This is a genomic window from Casimicrobium huifangae (genome assembly GCF_009746125.1).
Taxonomy (GTDB): domain Bacteria; phylum Pseudomonadota; class Gammaproteobacteria; order Burkholderiales; family Casimicrobiaceae; genus Casimicrobium; species Casimicrobium huifangae.
In genome coordinates this window covers 3335848-3355825 of record NZ_CP041352.1, presented here as the reverse complement: position 1 = coordinate 3355825, position 19978 = coordinate 3335848, and the positions used below count along the sequence as shown (strand labels likewise).

General features: G+C 62.7%; 15 protein-coding genes and 1 riboswitch. Of the genes, 8 read left to right on the top strand and 7 right to left on the bottom strand.

Translation table 11 applies throughout. The annotated features are described in order from the left end of the window. The first annotated feature begins 343 nt into the window (after nucleotides 1-343). Genes FKL89_RS15125 through FKL89_RS15105 form a run of 5 tightly spaced genes read left to right on the top strand, consistent with a single transcriptional unit; the run spans nucleotide 344 to nucleotide 2996 of the window. Complete coding sequence (locus FKL89_RS15125) at nucleotides 344-790, top strand: SRPBCC family protein (RefSeq protein WP_156863592.1); 447 nt, start codon at nucleotides 344-346, stop codon at nucleotides 788-790. Nucleotides 791-833: 43 nt separating this feature from the next. Further along, entirely contained in the window at nucleotides 834-1490 is a 657-nt protein-coding gene (locus tag FKL89_RS15120) for a TetR/AcrR family transcriptional regulator (protein WP_156863591.1), read from the top strand. A gap of 46 nt (nucleotides 1491-1536) precedes the next feature. After that, nucleotides 1537-1899, top strand: a complete 363-nt coding sequence (locus tag FKL89_RS15115) for a DUF1428 domain-containing protein (RefSeq protein WP_156863590.1) — start codon at nucleotides 1537-1539, stop codon at nucleotides 1897-1899. Between the two features lie 57 nt (nucleotides 1900-1956). Beyond that, nucleotides 1957-2448, top strand: a complete 492-nt coding sequence (locus FKL89_RS15110) for an SRPBCC family protein (protein ID WP_156863589.1) — start codon at nucleotides 1957-1959, stop codon at nucleotides 2446-2448. 17 nt (nucleotides 2449-2465) lie between these two features. Next, nucleotides 2466-2996, top strand: a complete 531-nt coding sequence (locus FKL89_RS15105) for an SRPBCC family protein (RefSeq protein WP_238363378.1) — start codon at nucleotides 2466-2468, stop codon at nucleotides 2994-2996. 80 nt (nucleotides 2997-3076) lie between these two features. Here the strand turns inward: FKL89_RS15105 and FKL89_RS15100 are convergent, their stop codons facing one another. Together FKL89_RS15100 and fusA are read right to left on the bottom strand one after the other, a co-directional pair. Next, nucleotides 3077-4489, bottom strand: a complete 1413-nt coding sequence (locus tag FKL89_RS15100; protein WP_156863588.1) for a sensor domain-containing diguanylate cyclase — start codon at nucleotides 4487-4489, stop codon at nucleotides 3077-3079. A 135-nt stretch (nucleotides 4490-4624) separates the two neighbouring features. Next, nucleotides 4625-6673 (bottom strand): elongation factor G, encoded by a 2049-nt coding sequence (fusA, locus tag FKL89_RS15095; protein WP_156863587.1) that lies wholly within the window; start codon nucleotides 6671-6673, stop codon nucleotides 4625-4627. Between the two features lie 317 nt (nucleotides 6674-6990). Between fusA and FKL89_RS15090 the strand changes: the two genes are divergently transcribed. Next, nucleotides 6991-9702: a M12 family metallopeptidase gene (locus FKL89_RS15090; protein ID WP_156863586.1), complete on the top strand. Its 2712-nt coding sequence runs from the start codon at nucleotides 6991-6993 to the stop codon at nucleotides 9700-9702. 6 nt (nucleotides 9703-9708) lie between these two features. On the opposite strand, the gene FKL89_RS15085 is transcribed toward FKL89_RS15090, so the two are convergent. Next, nucleotides 9709-10572, bottom strand: coding sequence for a DNA ligase (locus FKL89_RS15085; protein WP_156863585.1), 864 nt, complete (start codon nucleotides 10570-10572; stop codon nucleotides 9709-9711). 9 nt (nucleotides 10573-10581) lie between these two features. Beyond that, nucleotides 10582-13218: a cytochrome P460 family protein gene (locus FKL89_RS15080; protein WP_156863584.1), complete on the bottom strand. Its 2637-nt coding sequence runs from the start codon at nucleotides 13216-13218 to the stop codon at nucleotides 10582-10584. A gap of 459 nt (nucleotides 13219-13677) precedes the next feature. Between FKL89_RS15080 and FKL89_RS15075 the strand changes: the two genes are divergently transcribed. Both FKL89_RS15075 and FKL89_RS15070 read left to right on the top strand, forming a co-directional pair. After that, nucleotides 13678-14208 carry a hypothetical protein gene (locus FKL89_RS15075; protein ID WP_156863583.1) on the top strand — a complete coding sequence of 177 codons (531 nt, stop codon included), beginning with the start codon at nucleotides 13678-13680 and terminating at the stop codon, nucleotides 14206-14208. 47 nt (nucleotides 14209-14255) lie between these two features. Beyond that, nucleotides 14256-14462, top strand: a riboswitch (yybP-ykoY riboswitch). A gap of 4 nt (nucleotides 14463-14466) precedes the next feature. Then, on the top strand, nucleotides 14467-15045 hold the full coding sequence (locus FKL89_RS15070) for a TMEM165/GDT1 family protein (RefSeq protein WP_156863582.1): 579 nt from the start codon (nucleotides 14467-14469) through the stop codon (nucleotides 15043-15045). A 6-nt stretch (nucleotides 15046-15051) separates the two neighbouring features. Here the strand turns inward: FKL89_RS15070 and FKL89_RS15065 are convergent, their stop codons facing one another. Genes FKL89_RS15065 through FKL89_RS15055 form a run of 3 tightly spaced genes read right to left on the bottom strand, consistent with a single transcriptional unit; the run spans nucleotide 15052 to nucleotide 19974 of the window. Then, on the bottom strand, nucleotides 15052-17619 hold the full coding sequence (locus FKL89_RS15065; protein WP_156863581.1) for a GIY-YIG nuclease family protein: 2568 nt from the start codon (nucleotides 17617-17619) through the stop codon (nucleotides 15052-15054). Continuing rightward, on the bottom strand, nucleotides 17612-19291 hold the full coding sequence (locus tag FKL89_RS15060) for an Eco57I restriction-modification methylase domain-containing protein (protein WP_156863580.1): 1680 nt from the start codon (nucleotides 19289-19291) through the stop codon (nucleotides 17612-17614). Before FKL89_RS15060 ends, FKL89_RS15065 begins: the two co-directional genes overlap by 8 nt. Further along, nucleotides 19288-19974, bottom strand: a complete 687-nt coding sequence (locus tag FKL89_RS15055; RefSeq protein WP_156863579.1) for a DNA methyltransferase family protein — start codon at nucleotides 19972-19974, stop codon at nucleotides 19288-19290. Before FKL89_RS15055 ends, FKL89_RS15060 begins: the two co-directional genes overlap by 4 nt. Nucleotides 19975-19978 lie beyond the last annotated feature (4 nt).

The following is a 19978-nucleotide window of genomic DNA, read 5'->3' as shown; positions in this document are numbered from 1 at the left end:
GCCGGGAACAACTCTGGGTACTGGTGGCTTCGTTTTGGGTAGGTATCAGCTTTTCGAAATAAGTGCCATTGAATAAGGGCTTGACGCAATATTGTTCGCAAAGTCGACTTTCAAGCAAATCATCGCCAAAGCCCTGACTGAATGGCGTTTTTGCAGAAATGTTGAATGCGGTTGGATCTTCCTATTGCGCATATACCAACTGGTTGGTATGCTGACGACGCGTTGTCGCAGGATGGCGCGAAATAGTGCGCCGCGGCCGCACGACGACGCGACGGACGAAGCCTCGGAAGCGAATCAATCGCCGGTCAGCTCAATCATTGACAGTCGAAGGGGAGAGATCATCATGGCAACAGGAACCGTCCGCCTGCACCGCGTGTTGCGGGCCACGCCCGATCGCGTCTATCGCGCCGTCCTGACCGCGGACGCGGTCGTCAAGTGGCTGCCGCCGTTCGGCTTCACGTGCACGGTGCATCACCTGGACGCCCGCGTTGGCGGTGGCTTTCGCATGTCGTTCCACAACTTCTCGTCGGGCAAGGGCCACTCCTTTGGCGGGGAGTATCGTGAACTGGTGCCGGACGCGCGCATCCGCTACTCCGACAAGTTTGATGATCCAGGTTTGCCGGGTGAAATGGAAACGACGATCAATCTCAAGACAGTGCTTTGCGGCACCGAGATCGACATCGTCCAGACCGGCATTCCGGAAGTGATTCCCGTCGAGATGTGCTACCTCGGCTGGCAGGAGTCGCTCGTCCAGTTGGCGCAACTGGTGGAACCGGTGATTCCCGACTGACCATGCTGATAGCCAAACTGACCGGCGCACACCGCATCCAACCATGAACGCCGCCGCACTCAACGTCCGTTCCCGGCTGCTGGACGCCGCATTGCATGTCATTCGCAGCAAGGGTTACTCGGCGTCCACGGTTGACGACATTTGTACCGAAGCCGGGGTGACCAAGGGCAGCTTCTTCCACTACTTCAAAAGCAAGGAAGACCTTGCTCTCGCCGCTGTCGAGCACTGGAACACGATGACGGGCGGCCTGTTTGCGCAGTCGGCATACCAGACGCTGCCCGACCCGCGTGATCGCGTGCTTGCCTATATCGATCTGCGCGCCGAGCTGCTGCAGGGCGAATTGCCCGATTTCACCTGTCTGCTGGGCACCATGGTGCAGGAGACCTTCGACACGCATCCGCGCGTGCGTGATGCCTGCAACGCCGGCATTGCGTCGCACGCACACACGGTGGCGGTTCATCTGGCTGCGGCAAAGGCGCAGTACGCCGCCGACGCCGACTGGGACCCGGAGATGGTCGCGCTCTACACCCAGGCAGTGATCCAGGGCGCCTTCATTCTTGCCAAGGCGCAGGGCAGTGCTGCCATCGCCGCGCAATGCATTGCTCAACTGCGCACTTACATCGCCACCCTGCTCGGGGCGCCGGATGGCCTCTGCGCGCAGCAACCCACGCTGCGCACGGCCGCCAGCAACGCGCAATGACATCGACTTTGACCGGCACGTTCACAACATTTGAGGAACAACAGTCATGACCGATTCCACGTACGTTGACGGCTTTGTCTGTGCCGTCAACAACCAGAACAAGCAGGCCTACATCGACTATGCAAAGAAGTTCGGCACGATCTTCCGCGAGTACGGTGCGCTCGAGGTCGTCGACTGCTGGGGCGACGATGTGCCGGAGGGCAAACTGACCTCGTTCACCATGGCGGTCAAGCGCGAGCCTGACGAATCCATCGCTTATGGCTGGATCACCTGGCCATCGCGCGGCGTGCGCGACGAAGCGTGGGGCAAGATGCAGACGGATGCCCGCTTTCAGCCGGAGCAGCACCAGATGCCCTTTGATGGCAAGCGCATGATTTTCGGCGGCTTCCAGATCGTCAACCGGGCCTGAACAAATCTGGCCGCGCGCAGGTCCGCTGCAACGCCCAATTTCAAAACGGAGTCCACCATGTCCGACGACACCCAGAACTGCTTTACCGATGCGAACGGCTCGCACGAGCTGTCGATCACCCGAGTGTTCGACGTGCCTGCCGAAAAACTCTATCGCTGCTGGACCGAGCCGGCGCTGATGGTGCAATGGTTTACACCACCGCCGTGGAAGACCGTGCACGTCGAGACCGATGTGCGGCCCGGTGGTGCGAGTTACATCGTGATGCAGGGGCCGGACGGGACCCAGATGCCCAATCGTGGCGTGTATCTGGAAGTGATCCCGAACCGCAAGATCGTGTTCACCGACGCGTATACGTCGGCCTGGGTGCCGTCCGGCAAACCGTTCTTCACCGGCATCATCACCTTCGAGGACGAAGGCGGAAAGACGCGCTACACGGCGCGTGCGCTGCACTGGAGCGCAGAGGACAGCGCCGCTCATGAGGCGATGGGCTTCCACGAAGGCTGGGGCAAAGTCGCCGAACAGATGGCCGCGCTGGCCGCCACGCTGTAGTTTGCAAGGAGCCCAACATGCCACTGACACCCTGGATCGTCGCGCTATGCATGCTGATCGTCGCCTTCCTGTTGTACGTCAATTCGAAACCGGACCGTGGCCGCTTTGAGCGTTCACTGCTGATCAATGCGCCGGCAGAGAAAATATTTCCGCTGATCAACGATATGGCGGCATCGCTGACCTGGAACCCGTTCGTCAAGAAAGACCCCAACATCCGTGGTGAGCTCAGCGGCCCGGCCGCCGGCGTTGGCGCCCGCTATGCCTTTGTCGGCAATAAGGATGTCGGTACTGGCTCGGTGGAAATCACTGACAGCCGCGCCAGCGACTATGTGCACATGCACCTGCTGATGCAGGCGCCGTTCGCTGCTGACAATCAGGTGGCGTTTACCCTGACGCCTGAAGGCGGCGGCACCCGCGTGAGCTGGGCGATGGAGGGCAATACTACTTACCTGATGAAGCTGATCAGCACGGTGCTCAATATGGACAAGATGATGGCGCGCGAATTTGACGCCGGGCTCGCTGCGCTGAAACAGCAGGTTGAAGCGTAGAAAAAGGGGGCGCGATGCGCCGACTGTGCAGCCCGATGGCGGGGTGGGCGACGACCGGCCGGATTGAGCTGGCACGGTGACTATGGATCGCGCAGCTCGGTGATCAAATCCGGCCGCTTGCTGTCGAACAGCTCGGCGCGGTCGCGCCCTTCACGCTTGGCCCGATAGAGCGCATCGTCGGCACGGCGTACCAACACGTCGGCATCAAAAGTGTCGAAGTCGGGGTTGAAGGTGGCAATGCCGATACTGATGGTGACATTGCGATCGGCAGCCTGCGCGCCGACGATCGCCAGCGCGGCGACTGCCTCACGGACAGCGGCCGCCACATGCAGGGCGCCGCTGGTATCGGTGTTCGGCAGCACCACCACAAACTCTTCGCCACCGTAGCGCGCCAGATAGTCGCCAGGCCGGCGCAGCACGCGCTGCATGGCGTGCGCCACGGCGCGCAGGCACTCGTCACCCTTCTGATGGCCGTACATGTCGTTATAGGCCTTGAAGTAATCGATATCGACCATCAGGACTGCCAGTGGCAGGCGCTCCCGCGAGGCACGGCGCAGGTCACGCGGAAACTGGTCGATGAAATGGCCGCGGTTATGGGCGCCGGTCAGCGCATCCCGAACCGCGCGTTCCGCCAGTGCTTCGTGGGCACGTGCAAGCTGGCGATAGAGGTTTGACGTTTGCCACACCAGCACGCCCAGCACCACTGACGACGACACCATGCTCAGGCAGCGTGCGGCGTACCAGCCGGCGCTGTAGCGGGCGCCGGCGACCAGTGTCAGCGCGACATCAGCAAGGCTGGCGAGCAGCGCCACCGCAAGCCAGGCGCTCAGCAGGTCCCGCAGCCGCGTGATGGCGAGACAGGCGAGCAGCGCCAGCACATTGATGCCCAGCACCACGGGCGCAGCCGGGGAGTGAATCAGCCGCGTGTAGGCCGCGCCGTCGATCAGTGGCGGCAGCTGGCCACCATCAGCAACCGCCAATGTTGCCAGCGTGATCGCGGCACCTGCCGCAAGCGCCAGCTCGGCATGCGCCCAGCCAGACAGGACGCCGGCGCGGCGCCGTGCCACCGCCGGCGTCAGCAGCAACAGCGCCAGCAACACGAAGAACGGATAGCCGCCGTGCCAGAACGTCCAGATCCACACCGCGCTTTGCGCGCCGGCGCCGAGCAGGCCCGTCTCCGAAAACACGCCCGGAAAGATGAGCACCTGCACCGCCGCCATGATCGCCACAAACACCGAGGCGCTCGCCAGTGCGGCGAGATAGGCCATGCGGGACGAACGGAAGTGCGTGTAGAGCATGTACGCCGTCAGGTACTCGGTGATCACCACGGTGGTGGCAAACATCGGCAGAAACGGCTTGACTTCGCCGAGCGGTTGTTCAGCGACCGGCAGCAGCAGCACGGTAGCGACGATGATCAGCAGCGCGACAACGCCAGCCGCCACGCGCGAGCCGTCAGGTACCAGGTCGCGCAGGATCCGATTGGGTGAATTCACGCTGCTCCATCCGATGTTGCTGCGGTAGCGCAGAGAGGCTGCGCTATCGACAGTGGCAAATGCGGGGCGAGTTTAGCCCTGACCCGTCATTGCCGTCACGGATTTTTCAGGGCCTGACCGGGGCGCGACGTGGCTTCAGTCGTCGATGTCCACCGCCTTGTACTTGCTCGCCAGTTCGTGCTGCACGGCACCCGGCGCCTGGGCGTAGTGCGAGAATGCGATGCTGTAAGCGCCCTTGCCACCGGTCAGCGATTTCAGTCGGCCCTGGTAGTTCTCCAGCTCCGCCAGCGGGGCCAGCGCGCTGATGGATACGGTGCCGGCAAGCCGCGTCTGGGTGCCGGTGACATGGCCACGTCGCCCGGCGAGGTCACCGGTCAGGTCTCCCATCGATACATCCGGCGCCACCACCTCGACGGTCACCATCGGCTCCAGCAGGATCGGACTGGCCTTGCGCACGGCGTCGATGGTGGCTTTGCGGCCGGCGGTGACAAAGGCGATCTCCTTGCCGTCCACCGCATGCGTCTTGCCGTCGTAGACCGTGACCCGAATGTCCTGCAGCGGAAAGCCGGCAACCACGCCCGTCGCCAGCGCCTGCCGCACGCCGCGCTCGACGGCAGGCATGAACACGCTCGGGATCGCTCCGCCCTTGACCACATCGACGAACTCGAAGCCGGCGCCACGCGGGAGCGGCTCGATGCGCAGCATCACTTCGCCGAACTGGCCCGCGCCGCCGCTCTGCTTTTTGTGCCGGCAGTGGCCCTCGGCGTTGCCGGTGATGGTCTCGCGATAGGCGATCTGCGGCGGGCTGGTGTCAAGTTCCAGCTTGTACTGCTGTTGCATGCGGGCCAGCTTCGAGCGCAGGTGCATCTCGCCGATACCGCGAATCACCACCTCGTTGGTGGTGGGGTGCCGCTCGGTCCGGAACGACGGGTCTTCCAGCTCCAGCTTGTGCAGGATGTCAAACAGCCGCTGCTCGTCGCCCTTGCGTCTGGTCTCGACCGCGAGCCCCTGCATCGGTTGCGGAAATTCCAGTGCCTGCAGATGGATGTGATCTTCGTCGTGCGAGTCGTGCAGCACGCAGTCGAACTCGATCTCCTCCACCTTGGCCACGGCGCCAATGTCACCGGGCACCAGTTGCGGTACCTCGACGTAATCCTTGCCGTGCAGGCGATAGAGATGCGCCACCTTGAACGCGCGCTTGCCACTGCCCACAAAGAGCTGTGAATCCTTGCGGACCGTCCCCTGGTGCACGCGGAACACGCCGAGCTTGCCCATGAAGGGGTCCACGATCACTTGAAACACATGCGCCAGCACATGTTTGCTGTCATCGGGCACGGCGGAGAACGATTCATGCGGTTGCCCCGGCTCGCCGCGATAGAACGGCGGCGGATTGCCTTCGGCCGGGTTCGGCGCCAGCTTCGCGATGGCATCGAGCAACTGCGGGATGCCGGCACCGGTGCGGGCGGAGACGAACAGGATGGGGATCAAGTGCCCCGCCCGCAGCGCGCGCTCGAACGGTTCGTGCAGCGCCTCGGGGCTCGGGTCGGTGCCGTCTTCGAGGTAGCGCGCCATCAGGTCTTCGTCTTCCTCGACAATTTGGTCAATCAGTGCGCGGTGTGCGGCGGCTATGGAAGCAAAGTCGCTCTCACCGCTGTCATGACCGAGCAGCTCCACGACCTCTTGTCCGTGATGTACCGGCAAGTCGAGCAGCAGGCACTGTTTGCCGAAGCGGTCGCGGACATTGGCGACGAGCGCCGGGAGATCCACGTTGTCGGCATCGATCTTGTTGATGACGATCATGCGGCACAAGCCACGGTCGCCCGCGAGGTTGAACATGCGCTCGGTGGCCAGCTCAATCCCGGTTTGCGCGTTGACCACCAGCAGCGCGCAATCCACGGCCGCCAGCGCCCCGATCGCCTGGCCCATGAAATCGGGGTACCCCGGTGTGTCGATCAGGTGAACCTGGGCGCCAGTCCACTGGAAGCTGGCCATCGCCGCCTGCAGTGAATGGCCGATTTCCTTTTCCAGTGGGTCAAAGTCAAGCAGGGTGTTGCCGCGTTCGACGCTTCCGCGACTGTTGATGGCGCCGCTGGCCGCGAGAAGGCTCTCGGCCAGCGTGGTTTTGCCGGCCGCACCGTGGCCCACCAGGGCTACGGTGCGGATCTTGCTGCTCGCTGTATTCATGACGACTCCCTTGTTGCGGCCAACAGGGAATCGCTGGGCAAGTCCTCAACTCATGGGGATGCGGAGACTTGCTCAGTGCTTCCCTCCAGCCCATTGTAGGTAGGCCAACTCGTGTTGTGTTTTGCGCTGCATCATGAGCACGGTGCGGGTGTGGCGCTCCATCCACGTCGCGCTGCACCCGATGGCACAAATTGGCACGGATTGCCGTCAGTCGCTTTGGTGATTGCAAGCTGCGGCGCCGAATGGCCGTCCCTTCCTAGAATGCAGCTTGTCTGTGTTGCGCTACTACGGGCGCGCCTTAACTTTCGGAGACATGAATGAAGCGACTGCTGATGGCAGCGGCACTGATCGGGACTATCCTGCCCACCGGTGTTGCCACCGCTGACGAACTATTGCAGGCGCATTGGCGCGGGCGCTGGGTCAATTATGTCGAGCGTGCTGGCTATGCCGTGGTGGAAGGCGACATCATTATTGGTAGTGCCGAGCGGGTGAAAGCCGACACGCTGGCATTGCGCCAGCGATTGGCCAACGCCGGCGGGGTAACGGTTCCTGTGACAGAGTCGATCAAGGCGCTGACGGTTGACTCTGATCTGGGGCTTTGGCGCAAGGCCGCATCAGGCATTGTCGAGGTGCCCTACACCATCGAGGCGGGCGACAACGCCGCGATCGCTGCCGCCGTCACCGAGGCCAACCGCGCGCTGGCCGGCATCGTGCGCTGGGTGCCGCGCGCAGCGGAGACGGACTACGTTGCGTTCAATCTGGCGTCACCCGGTGCCGGCTCATGTGCCAGCGCGCTGGGCCGCGCTGGCGGGCGGCAGACGATTGTCGGCGAACCAGCCTGTCCGGCCGGCGTGTTGCTGCACGAGATGGGGCACGCAATGGGATTGCTGCACGTGCAGCAGGACGTTGATCCGGCGCCGTTCATCGAGACCCGGCTGAGCCGCATTCCACCGACGTGGCGCTCGCAGAGCGACCAGACCTTCTATTCGCGCACGCTGAATGGCTACGACTACGCGTCGATCATGCACTACAGCCGCTTTGGGTTCAACGCCTACACCGACCTCATCACGATGGAAACCCGACCGGCCGGCATTGATGTCGGCAGCCGGGTTACCTATTCCACGGCGGACGTTGATGCGCTCGCGCGACTGTACGCCACGGCGCCGATGGCCACGACCGTGGTCACTCATCCGGCTGGTCTCGATGTGGTCATCGACGGCGTGCGGGTTACCACGCCGGTCACCTTTCAATGGCCGATCGGGTCGGTGCATCGCCTGTGGGCGCCGGACGAGCTGCAGACGCAGAACGACTTTTCGTTCGGCTTCGCGCGCTGGAGCCAGGACGCGAGCGCTGCGCCATCGCGGCTGTTGACGTGGCAGGTGATCGCCGGCGATGGCACGCTCGGTGCGCCGGTGAGTGCTCCTTTGACCACCGTGCTGACTGCCAACTTTTCGCGGCTGACCCGAGTGAGCAGCACGGCTGCGACGCAGACCGGCGGCACCGTCACGGTCACGCCCCGCGCGGCGCCGTGGCGCGGCACCAGCAATCTCTACCCGCAATACAGCATCTTCGATATTCGTGCGGTGGCTGCACCCGGCTACAAAAACTACTTCACGGCGAGCGGCTCGGCCTATGTCTTCGGCGGCGGTACCGGCGTGCGCCCCGATGCATCGCTGCTGCTGTTCCCAACCCCGGACAACACCATTGGCGCCGCCTTCCACGCTGGCAACTCCATTGCGGTGGATGTGCAGGCCGATGGCCAGCTCGAAGGCGTGGTGGCGAGCATTTCTCCGCCGGGCGGTGGTTCCAGCGGCGGCATCGTGCCCCGCCTGTTGCGTGATACGGCAGGCACCTGGCGCGTCACCGCGTCAACACCACAGCCCCTGACCCTGTCCAGCCGTTATGCGATCGACGGTATCGACGGTCTCGATAACGCAGCGACTGGTGAAGTGGCGATGCCGACGGGTGGTTCGCGTACTGTGACCATACGGGCGCACAAGGAGTGGGTTACTTATCGTCAGGTTATCCCGTCCTGCGCAGCAACCATGACGCTGAGCGACACCGCCAGTTACGTGCGCTACGGCAGCACGGTCAGCGCCACGCTGGCTCCGGTGGTTGGGGTGACTAGCGCCAACTTTCTCGGCTGGTCGGGGATCGCCTCGGGCCGTGCATTGACTAGCGGTGCGACCATCGGCGACGTGATGCCCGAGTTTGTGGCGACCTTCAATACGGTGCCCGTAGCGCTCACACTGACCAGCATCACGCCGTCGAACTTTGGCGACGATGCGGCCACGTCAACCCTGACGCTCAGCGGCACTGGCTTCTCGGCAGAGACGCGGGTGTCGATCAATCGTGTGCTGCTGACGCCGCAGTACGTCGATGCCAACACGCTCAAGATCACGCTTACCCGCGCCAGCCTGCCGTTTGTGGGGCGCCTGCCGGTCTACGTCTACAACCCGCTCGCGGTGGGCTGCCCGGTCAACAGCAATTCGGTGGCGCTGGATGTGTTGCCGGCTGGCCAGAAGGTCGCCCGGGCGCTGACCGAGTACTACCACGCCGGTCTCGACTACTACTTCCTGACCGGGCGCGACGGTGACAAGGCTGCACTCGACCAGGTGCCGGCCTGGGCGCGCACCGGCAAGGAGATCAGGGTATTTGCCACGCCGAACTTGCGGACGTCGCCGCTGGAGCGCCATTATTTCGCCGAGGTCGCGCGTGGCGGCACCCGCGGATCCCACTTCTTCACGGCGCTGGCCAGCGACCAATTGATCCTGAGCGGGCTGAACCCGACCAATCAGCCGCAACCGGTGAAGCCGTTTCTTGAAGGGGTCGAGGGCTACGCCGTGCTACCCGATGCCACCGGCAAATGCCCTGCGGGTACGGCGCCGATTTACCGCGCCTTCAAGGGGCCGCCGCGCTACGTGGATGACGGCAACCATCGCTTCTCGACCAGTCTCGCCCAACATCAGGACATGGTGACGCGACTTGGCTGGGCAGATGAAGGCGTCGCGTTCTGCGCGGCGGAGTGACGCTGCTCAGGGATCGTCGCGCACACGAAGGAAGCTCGCGAAGCGTGGCTTGCCACTGGGCGTCACGTCGCGATAGGTGTAGGTAACCAGGCTGCCGACCGGCGGCGGGTTGTCGCGCTGCGCATCGCTGAAACCGGTGCCCAGCCGGAACACGATACCGTCACGGGTGCGCACTTCCAGCGCGCCCAGCCGCCCGGCGTTGCGGCCTTTGCCCGGGATGTGGCGGACGACGGTGGCTTCGGTATCGAGCAGTGGTTTCAGCTTGAGCAGTACGTCGCTGCGGCCGGTCACATAAGGCGCATTGGCCAGATGCAGCATCAGGCCCTCACCGCCGGCCTTCACCACGCGATCAAGCCGGCGCTTCAACTCCGCGCGATCAGCCACACGGGTTTGTTCGACCACTTGTAGCGAAGCCCACTGAGCCTTGGCAACAACCTCCCGGATACGGCTGTAGCGCTGTTCAAACGTTCCCAGGGCACCGGCTTCATCCGGTAACTCGAAGATCAGATAGTTAACCCGCCGCCAGTCGCTATCGACGGCCGGTGAGGTGCGAACGATGCCGGAAAGCTCATCAAACTTCCCGTGCGCGAGCCACAGCTCGCCGTCGAGTGGCGTCGCTGGCAGTTTCGCCAGCCACCACGCCGGCGCAGGCACGTCGCGCCCACTGCGGAAGCGCAATGTCTTGCCATCCCACACCGCACGCACGCCGTCGAATTTCTCGCTGACCAGATACTGGGTGACATCGACATGCGGCCCAAGCACGTTGGCGAGCAGGAGCGCGGGCTCCTTTGCCCACGCGCTGCACGCTGGCAGCACGAACGCAAACAGGGCGAGCGCCGCAAGCCAGCGTTGGCGGATGGTGATGATCATCCGCCGAATTTAGCGGATGGCAACCGCCGCGCTCGCCACCGGCAGCTTCCATCCCTTTGCCGCCGTGTTCGAGTAGTCGACGTATTGCACCAGCGCGCGCAGCGTCGCAGTAGACGGGTTGTTGCCACCGATGGTGAAGCGATCCTGCAGGTAGTACGGCGGGATCGACTGATAGTTGAGCGTTACCCGCACCGTCTTCACCTGTGCGGCGACGGCGGGTGGCATGCGATAGGTGATCAGGTCGCTGCCGCTGCCGTTGTAGTAGCCGGGGCTGCCGGTGGCGGGCACTGCTATCGGGGCAGTCCAGCTTGCGTAGGCGCCGTTTGGCGACCAGCCGACGGGCATCAGCCGGTTGTCCTTCACCGACTTTGCGAGGCCAAGGAAGCTGGTGGTGAGCAGGCCCTGCAGGTCCTTGGTGCGAACCTCATACGTTTGCACCTGATTGCTGCCGGTGATGATGCGCCAGTGCGGCTGCCATTGCGTCTTGCTGAACTCGGTGGCGAGCGTCTGTCCCTGATCGTTGATCAGTACGCCCTTGTCGGTGCTGCGTCCGGACGACCAGACCACCTTGCCAGTGGCATCCATCGCAGTGAACTCGATGAAGGCACGACGGAAGCCGACACCCGACGGAAACTTGTGACCGGTCTTGTTGACCACCTGCACGTCCACGTCGAGGCCGCTGGCGCTGCGTCGCTGGGCGACGATGGCGACGCTCGCAGTCGCGTTTTGCACCTGCTTCGTCGTTTCCTGAATCGACAGATCAAGTACCGGCACAAACTTGAAGGTGCTGGTGTCGTAGTTGGGATCATTGACAGTGAGACCGAGCTGCGGCGCGAACTGCTTGAACATTTCCAGCACAAAGACGTTGGCCCCGACGAAGGTGTGGCGGCCAAACTCGTTGCGCGGCTTCATCGTGATGTCGGCGGCCGGCGCAGTGTTCGGGAACGGCTGGCCCTGTGCATCGGTGTAGGTGTTGTCCTGGATGTTGGCGATCCTGGTGGTGATCTGCTGTCCATCCATCGTGCGCGGCATGTGGCACTGCTGGCAGGTCTGCGGCGTGGCGCCAGGCCCCGGTGGCGTCTTGGTCTGGTAGCGGCTGTTCAGCCATTCGAGGTAGGTGGTCTGCTCGTGCGATTTCGGTTGCTTGTAGAAACTCTCGCGGGTGTAGGTTTTGGTCTTGTCGAGGATCTCCGTTTCAACGACGTGGCAGGAGCCGCACATCGCCGGATCGGTGATCGCCGCGCCGTGTGTGGGCGTCATGCCGATCGAATTTTTCATCGGAAAGGTCACCACGTCCTGATACGGACCGTACACCGTCTTCGGGTCCGTCACCTTGAAGTTGCCGGTGAAGCTCGCCTCGGTACCCAGACCTTCGGGCGTCATGCGGTGGCAGGCGAGGCAGGAGATGCCGTCGCGGCCGAGGGCGCCGTAAGTGGCGTTGGGGCCAGTGGTGGCGATGAAGTCGGCGTGGGTGAAGAGGGCGTCCGGCTTGTCGGTCAGCAGTTGCCGCTTGCCCATGACGCCGTGGCAGGTGTAGCAGGTGTTGTCGATTTCTTTCGCGACCGAGGGATAGGTCAGCGTTTCCGATTCGCGCTGCGCCTGAAAGACCGGGTCGCGGCCGGCGAGCCCCATCATCGACGCGCCCCATTCGCCGAAGGGTGAAAAGTTGCGCAGCGGCGTGGTCGGGAACTTCGACGGCGGCAGGTTCTGCGGCCAGGTCATGTTGGCCTGAATGCCGAACGCGAGATTACTGGCGTCGTGGCAACCGGAGCAAACGTCGGAGCTGACGAAGCCGGTGGGCCCGGCGGCGCCGACGATCACCTTGCTCGCGCTTTGCGGCGGGATGTCGGTGGGGATCACCGGCGGCGCGCCGGGAACGAGGCTGCTTGCGCCCCCCGATGTGGCTGTTGCTTTGGCGGCATCGGTGGCGCTGGCGAGCGTCATCACCCGCGCATGCAACGAACCGCCGGAAAGGCCATTGCGTTGCGGCATTGCGGTGCCACCAAAGTTGCCGGTGATGTTGACCAGCGAAGAGAAGGTCAACTCGCGCGTGCTGGCAGACGCATGGCAACCCACGCAGTTCGGGTCGTAGAACTGGCCGCCGTAAAGCCCGTCGCCGCCGTTCTGCTTCTGCGGATCAACGTAGCCCCAGAACCAGCCGTCATAGGAGGCGTCCTTCTTCTTGACGATGATGGTCCAGCCATTCACCGCGCCCGGCTGGCCGTTGTTGTCGTTGTACATCTGCTTGATGATCAGCGCGCCACTCGGAATGCCGCCGTCCGGCCTGCCGGCCTTGAGCCAGGCATACACAGAGGGTGCGTAGTAATTGAGCACAAAACCGTGCACCGAGCCCTTGCCGCTGGGCGATGGCCCGGTCATCCGCGGTGTGCTGTCGTGCGGCCAGTTGAGCAATTGCGGGCACGCCGACCAGATGAAGTTGGCGACGCCTTGCAGGTTGGTCGCCGACAGCGGTTGCAGGCAGACGGCGGGGATCACATTGTGCGGCGCGCTGGCGGGAGCGGGGATCGGTGGAGGCGCCAGTTGCTGCGCCAGCGCCAGTCCGGCGCAGCTTGCCAGCACTGCCGCCGCGTATCGCCGCAGGGGCCGTGATGTGCGTTGCCAGCGTGTTGCGTTCACTTCAATCATGGTGTCCCCTGGTTGTCGGCGAGTCGGTATCGACTGCTGCTCGGCATTGTCACCACGACTTCGAGCGAGAGCAACCGCGTCACAAAGTGGACTAATCGTCCCATCAGCTTTTTCGTGAAACGACCACTGGAAAAGGGCTCAGTGCAGGAATCGATTAAAAGTCAACAATGGCGATTTATCGTCTTTGGCCCTTTTGCAACGGCCTTTATGGAGAAAAGTTGCTTGTCTGATAAACGGGAGTTCAGGCCTTCCGCTCAATTCGCCAAAAGGGTCAACTGGCCAAATTGCCAAATTGCCAAATTGCGATTGGCAGCGCCATGGCAAAAGGCTCCGACGGCCCCGCGCCGTGGATATGGGCAGCAGACTTGTCTGTCAACCACCGGCATCGGCCCGTCGTTACCTGCCCGCCGCCGCAACGCTCTTTGCGGCAACCACCGCTTTCGCTCAAGGAGCTGCGCCATGTCCTTTGTTGAATCCCGTCGTGATTTCATGCTCAACGGCGCGCGCGCCGGAGTTGCCGTCGCCAGCGTTGCCGCGCTTGCCACTGCGCCTGGCGCAATGGCTGCGGCATTGGGTGATGAACTGGTTACGCCAGCTGTCAGCGGTGATCTGCTGCACGCCTTGGGCGGCCGCATCGGGCTCGAAGTCGCGAGTGTGATCGGCAGCAGCGGGCAAGCACTGGCCATGGCCTATGTGGACGCAGCAGGCCCGTCCGTCGATGCCCTGCGGCTTGGCATGGAGCAGGGCATCGAATGGCAGACGCGTTGCGCCGCGCAGTGCATCGAAACGCAATCGTCACCATCGACCGTGATCGCGGTGGCGCACGTAAGCAACCCGGCCACGGGTCGCAGCGCCCGCGTCGAAATCGACGCCGTCGCGCTCAGCGTGATCGGCCTGATCGAATCGATCAACGCGCCGGGCAGCGCGCAGAAGAACGCGGTGCTGACGGCAAGCGCTGACAATCTCTATCGCATCCGCTACGACGCCTGAGCAATGCAGCCGCGCCGGGCTGATGCGCTTTCGGTTCGGCGTAAAATGCATTGGTCATCGGGGAGTAGCCGCCCACCAGCGCCACCAGCGTGGCGCAACGAGCGGGGCACGCGTCAACACACTTGACCATCCGGTCATGGCGCGTGCGGCAGCGGGGCCTGGCCCTGCGTCTGGCAAGACCTTTGACTGCACAGCCTCCGCTTGCGCCGGGGATGCCGTGCAGTCATCGGTTCATCTTCTGGCGCCGGATTACTCCACATGGAAGCCTTTCTCATCTCCACTGGCATCGTTGCGCTCGCCGAAATTGGCGACAAGACGCAGCTGCTTTCCTTCATCCTCGCCGCCAAGTACCGCAAGCCGTGGCCGATTGTGCTGGGCATTCTGGTCGCGACACTGGTCAATCACGCACTCGCCGGCGCCGTTGGGGCGTGGCTGATGCGTCTGATCGGGCCGGATGCCATGCGCTGGATCCTCGGCCTCGGCTTCATCGCGATGGCCGCGTGGATGCTGGTGCCGGACAAGATTGACGAGGATGAGGCGAACGCCGGCAGCGGCGCCAAATTCGGCATCTTCGGCACTACGGTGATTGCCTTCTTCCTCGCCGAGATGGGCGACAAGACGCAGTTCGCCACCGTCGGCCTTGCGGCCAAATATGCGTCGCTCACCGCCGTCGTTGCCGGCACCACGCTCGGCATGATGCTGGCCAACGCGCCCGCCGTGTTCATCGGTCACCGGCTCGCCGAGAAACTCCCGGTGCGGCCGGTGCACATTGTTGCAGCACTGATTTTTGCCGTGCTTGGGGTGCTGACGCTGACCAACGGCGACGCTTTGCTGTAACTCGAATCAGGTGGCCTCCCGCGCAACGACCGTGTCATACAGCCCATAGCGCGACAGCCCGGCGTGACTTTCGATGCCGGTGTAGGAGAGCGACGCGTCCTCGTAGCGGCGGAACGCAAACACCGCCTGATTCATCTGCTCGGTGTTGAAGACTTTCAATTGCACCAGCAGGTGAAAATCCTTGACCGTGAGCCCGGTCACGCTCAGGAACAACTCCGGCTCCAGCTTGGTGATGACGTCCCGCAACGTGTTCTCGCGAAAGTCCGTGAGATACATGAACGCCGGAATGCGCGTCGCAAATTTGATGAGCTTTTCCTGCACCAGCTTGCGTTTCGAACGGAATTCCTTCTCGGCCTCTGTCAACGCGGCTTTCTGCTTGGTTGTCAGGTCCTTTTCTTTGGCCTTGTTTTTAAGGTCTTTGACCTGCTTGCTCTTGTTGATGATGGTCTCGATCACGTTGTCGCCCAGCGCGCGCCAGCCCTCGATGCGCTCCACCGCCGCCATCGCCTCGGGGTTGTCGAGTACGCGTTGCAGCGTGTCGTTGTCCACATTCACCAGGAGTGCGCTTTCCCACTTGCGGGCGAGCAGCGTGGCCGAGGTGCCCGCCATCGCGATGTCCAGGATGCCGCCTGCGTCGATCTGCGTCATGTTGGCGCCGTCGTAGGCCAGCACCGGCAAAAACGCCACCAACTCCCGCACCGCGTTCTCCGGGTTCAGCTCGTTTGGTGAAAGGCCAATCGCGTAGTCCGAGAGTTGCCGCAGCGCCCGCGTCGGCGCAAAGTCGAACACGAAACACGCGGGCTTGAGGATTTCTTCCTCGTTCGGGTTGTCGCCATTCGGGTTCTTGATTGACCACGGCGACTGCACGCGAAACGCCGCCTGAAAGTACGTCTCCGGCGACTTCAGATTGCGCAGCATCAGGATTGATGACCACTGCGGCACCGTGACGCCCGTGGTGAGTTTGCCGCAGGAGAGTGTGATCGTTTTGCTGTCGAAGCCGCTGCCAATCGCATCGCGCACTGGCCCGAGCGCATCAAGCCCAATGCCCGCCGCCGCGCCCGCTGCAACCACAGCGGTGTAGTCGTGCCAGAACACGTTGTGCTTTTCGGCGAGCAGATTCGCCATCGCGTGGCAGGCCGCCACGTTCGGCAAAAACCAGAACGAATGCTGCAAGTACGGCAGCAGGCGAATGTCGGAGTACGGAAACGGCGGCCGCGTGCCGGTCTTCAGGCTTTCCACGGCGCGCGGCGCGTATTGTCCGCGAATGATTTCCAGCCACTTTTGCACATCGCGTTTGTGCGTGAACTTGGCCTTTTTCCCCTCGCCAGACGCCTCGAAGAACGCGTTCAGATCAAACTCATCAAACTCGCCCGAGCTGGCAATTGCCAGCAGCTCGTCGGGCATCTGGTAGGTCAACAGCCGCATCTGCGGCAGCGCGCCATACGGGTTCCACTTCGCGGGGTGCTTGCGGGCGAATTCGGCCTTGGCGCGCTGCTCGTCGGTGTAGGTCCAGTTAAAGATTTGCTCTTCGATGAACTCGCCCGTGGCCAGCGCCTTGAACGGCGTGCCAGAAAGATAGAGATACGCCCGCGTAGTGATTGGCAGAAACTCGCGCTCGCTCTCCAGTGGCTGTTGCCGGTCGGCCACGCGCTCGCGGTAGCGTTTGCTGTCTCGCACCGCTTCTTCAAGCGCGGCTTCGGTGCGCGCCAAGGCGTCTTCCTCGCCCTCAAACAACTCTTTCGCCGAGTCGCGCCACGCGCCAAAGTGGTATTCGTCGAACACCACCAAATCCCAGTTCACCGTGTGCAGCCATTCGTTGCGCGGCTTGATGTTGCCCGCCGCGTCGCGCCCGAGCAAATCCTGAAACGAGCCGAAGTAGACGACCGGCTTTTTGCGATCCACCTGCGTCGGGTCGCCGCCGGCATTGCCTGAACCGCGCGACAAATACTGCCAGCCGTCGAAGTCGGCGTGGTTCTCCAGATCGGTCTGCCACGCGTCTTCCACGGCTGGCTTGAAGGTCACCACCAGCACGCGCCGCGCGTTCATCTGCTTCGCCAGCTGGTAGGTGGTGAACGTTTTGCCGAAGCGCATCTTCGCGTTCCACAAGAAGCGTGGCACCGCGTCTCTATCCTCCGCCCAGCGCGACTGGTAGTAGGCCAGCGTCAGCTTCACCGCGTCCGCCTGCTCGCGGCGCATCGGGAACGTCTGGTGATGCGTACCCGTGAGTCGCTGACCGGTGGCGAGCTCGGTGAGCACGGTGTGCACGTCTGCCACCGTGCAGTGCATCCATTCCAGTTGTGCCTTCTTGAAGCCTTTGCGGGCCAGCGAGGCGCGCACCTCATGGTCGCTAAAGATCGAGCCATCGGTGCGCTCCGCCGGTTCATCGAGCACGATGCGATAGTTTTTGATCGCGGCCGTCTTCAACTGCTCCGCCACGCGCGCCTTCACTTCACGCGTGGTCTGGCCGACTTTCAGCAAGCCCTTGTGCGCGTCATCCGCGATGGCGTAGGCATAGATGCGCGGACGCGCGACGGGTTTGGGCGCGAGGACTTCGTCGATGCCCGGTTTACTCATCGTCGCTATCGTCGTCGACCGTGACATCGCCGAGGAGGTCACTCGTCAAATCCATCGGCCGCACAATCTTCTCAACGAATTCGATTTCGCTTGCGGAGAGCCCGTACTTGGCGTAAAGCTCAGCGTCCGTCCATGCCCGATCCCACGTCTGCGTTGGAACGAAGGTGTAGACCTTGCGCGTCGTGTCTTGCGACGGCTTATGCAACAGGATCAAAAGCCGCGTCAGGCGACACGTCAGGTAGGAGAGCGCGCTCTCAGCTTCGACTTTGCTCGCGAACGGGCCGATGCACAAATAGGTTTCAGAGCAAATGCTGCCCGGTTCACCGATGAACGGCGTGCTGAGGATGCGATGCGGATACGTGTCGCGATTTCCTGTGCCGGGTGCTGCGCGCCCGATGTAGATTTTCCATGCATCAATTAAATTTTCGCCTGTCGTAATCTCGCTTCGTGCGATGTATCCAATGCCGCCGTTTTGATGCACCGCGACGTCGCCGCGTCGTTTGTTCTCTGCGCCTCGGAAGAATGTCCGCAACCCAAACGGCCTTAGTGAACTCACAAGCTCATCGAACTTACTGCCATTTGGTAGTACGAGTGATTTCTCCGTGCCCGTCTCGACGGCAATCACCTTCTTCAGTATCGATAGCCCTTCGTTGAACCGAATGAACACGTCAGCGTCGGCTTCCAGCAGTGGCCGCGTAGCAACCGAAACTGGCCAGTCCTTGAAATGGGTTAGTACCTCGCAATCGCCCTGAGTGTCGCGCTCACGCAAGAAGAAGCAAACACCGCCCTTCAAGCCCACGCCGGGGAATACATCGGCAGCGCTTAGGTAATCGTGGATCGCTCGAATGTGGTCGTCTGCAAGCATTTGCTCGCGAAACTCATCGAGCCCCTTACCACCCGCGAACCAGCGCGACGGGATCACCATGGACAAATAGCGTGGCTCAAGCGCAATGGCCTGCTCAACAAACTTCTGATAAATCGGCGCAGCGCTGGTGCCATAACCGCCATCGTTGAGTTGGTACGGCGGGTTACCAATGATGACGTCGAACTGCATGTCGTCTCCAAACAGCTTGGCGACGCGCGCCTTGATGTTGTCGGTGTGAATGAACGCGTAGGCATGTGATTCGCGGTCGCGGCCACGGTCTAGTGCCTTTTTGCTGGCACCGCAGTGCTTGCAACTGCCATCCCGCCACGTGTGCTCGGTACGCTCAAACCACACATTCCCTGCATCACTTGCAAAGCCCTTCGCAATCGAATGCTTGCCCTTGGCGTGCTTCGAGCAATACAGGCTGCGCCGCGCCAAGAGGCTGGTGAGCTGGGTGATGCCAATCCCGTACACCTGCTGCGTGAGGATGTGGTTCACCCGCTGCTGCAAATCCGGCATCTTGTTGGCAAGCCCGTCGGTCAGGCGGCGCGTGATCTCTCGCAGGAACACGCCGGACTTGGTGCAGGGATCCAGAAAGCGCACGGTTGGGTCGGCCCACGGGCTCTTGCCGCCATGATCCTTGGCCCACGCCTCAGCCAGCGTGTCGAGCATGCGGTTGGCAAACTCCGGCGGCGTAAACACCTCGTCGTTGGACAAGTTCGCGATGCAGGTGAGCACATCGGGGTTGCGCCCGCGCAGCACAAAATCGGCCTGTGGCGCTACCGGGGTTGATGCGTTGTGGCTCATGGCTGCGCGGCCATTTGCGGTGCGTCCGCGTCGACCGGAGCGACCATCGCAGCAAGTTCGGCGACCGTCATCGGCGGATACTCACGAACCGGGGTGAAGATTTCATGCTTGCCGAGATGGGCGAACAAGGAGCCTTGCGGGTCATTCGCGCTGCCGCTGAACTTGGATGAGCCGGTGAGCACATCAAAGCGAAAATCTCGGCGCTGGAACTTGCCCTTGCCGAGGTAGCCCCACTCCGCAAAAGTGATCGGCTCGCCACCGTGCATGCGCATGGTGAGCGCGTCGCCGTGCACGATGTTTTGCGAGAGCACGAATGCGGCGGCGCGGTAGAACGGGTCTGCCTCGTCAATGGCGAGGTAGTCGGCAAAGATCTCCAGCACATTGGCGCGGCACTCGGCAATGTTGTCCGGCAGCAATTCAACGCCGTAGATGCACATCAACCCAGCGAGCGCAAAATGCCTGCGCTCGAAATCCGACTTGCCGTATTTGAGTTCGACCGCCGCGAGCTTGCGCTGCAGGATGCGCACGATGAAATTGCCGCTGCCACAGGCGGGCTCAAGAAAGCGCGAGTCGATGCGCTCGGTCTCGTGCTTCACCAGATCAAGCATGGCATCCACCATCCACGCCGGTGTGAACACTTCGCCGTGGTCGGCGATGCGTTGTCTTGATTTGATAAGCGTCATGGCG

Bases quoted from the DNA above. Each gene is read 5' to 3' on its own strand.
- FKL89_RS15125 (WP_156863592.1), top strand. From the start codon at position 344: ATGGCAACAGGAACCGTCCGCCTGCACCGCGTGTTGCGGGCCACGCCC.
- FKL89_RS15120 (WP_156863591.1), top strand. From the start codon at position 834: ATGAACGCCGCCGCACTCAACGTCCGTTCCCGGCTGCTGGACGCCGCA.
- FKL89_RS15115 (WP_156863590.1), top strand. From the start codon at position 1,537: ATGACCGATTCCACGTACGTTGACGGCTTTGTCTGTGCCGTCAACAAC.
- FKL89_RS15110 (WP_156863589.1), top strand. From the start codon at position 1,957: ATGTCCGACGACACCCAGAACTGCTTTACCGATGCGAACGGCTCGCAC.
- FKL89_RS15105 (WP_238363378.1), top strand. From the start codon at position 2,466: ATGCCACTGACACCCTGGATCGTCGCGCTATGCATGCTGATCGTCGCC.
- fusA (WP_156863587.1), bottom strand. From the start codon at position 6,673: ATGAATACAGCGAGCAGCAAGATCCGCACCGTAGCCCTGGTGGGCCAC.
- FKL89_RS15090 (WP_156863586.1), top strand. From the start codon at position 6,991: ATGAAGCGACTGCTGATGGCAGCGGCACTGATCGGGACTATCCTGCCC.
- FKL89_RS15085 (WP_156863585.1), bottom strand. From the start codon at position 10,572: ATGATCATCACCATCCGCCAACGCTGGCTTGCGGCGCTCGCCCTGTTT.
- FKL89_RS15080 (WP_156863584.1), bottom strand. From the start codon at position 13,218: ATGATTGAAGTGAACGCAACACGCTGGCAACGCACATCACGGCCCCTG.
- FKL89_RS15075 (WP_156863583.1), top strand. From the start codon at position 13,678: ATGTCCTTTGTTGAATCCCGTCGTGATTTCATGCTCAACGGCGCGCGC.
- FKL89_RS15070 (WP_156863582.1), top strand. From the start codon at position 14,467: ATGGAAGCCTTTCTCATCTCCACTGGCATCGTTGCGCTCGCCGAAATT.
- FKL89_RS15065 (WP_156863581.1), bottom strand. From the start codon at position 17,619: ATGAGTAAACCGGGCATCGACGAAGTCCTCGCGCCCAAACCCGTCGCG.
- FKL89_RS15060 (WP_156863580.1), bottom strand. From the start codon at position 19,291: ATGAGCCACAACGCATCAACCCCGGTAGCGCCACAGGCCGATTTTGTG.
- FKL89_RS15055 (WP_156863579.1), bottom strand. From the start codon at position 19,974: ATGACGCTTATCAAATCAAGACAACGCATCGCCGACCACGGCGAAGTG.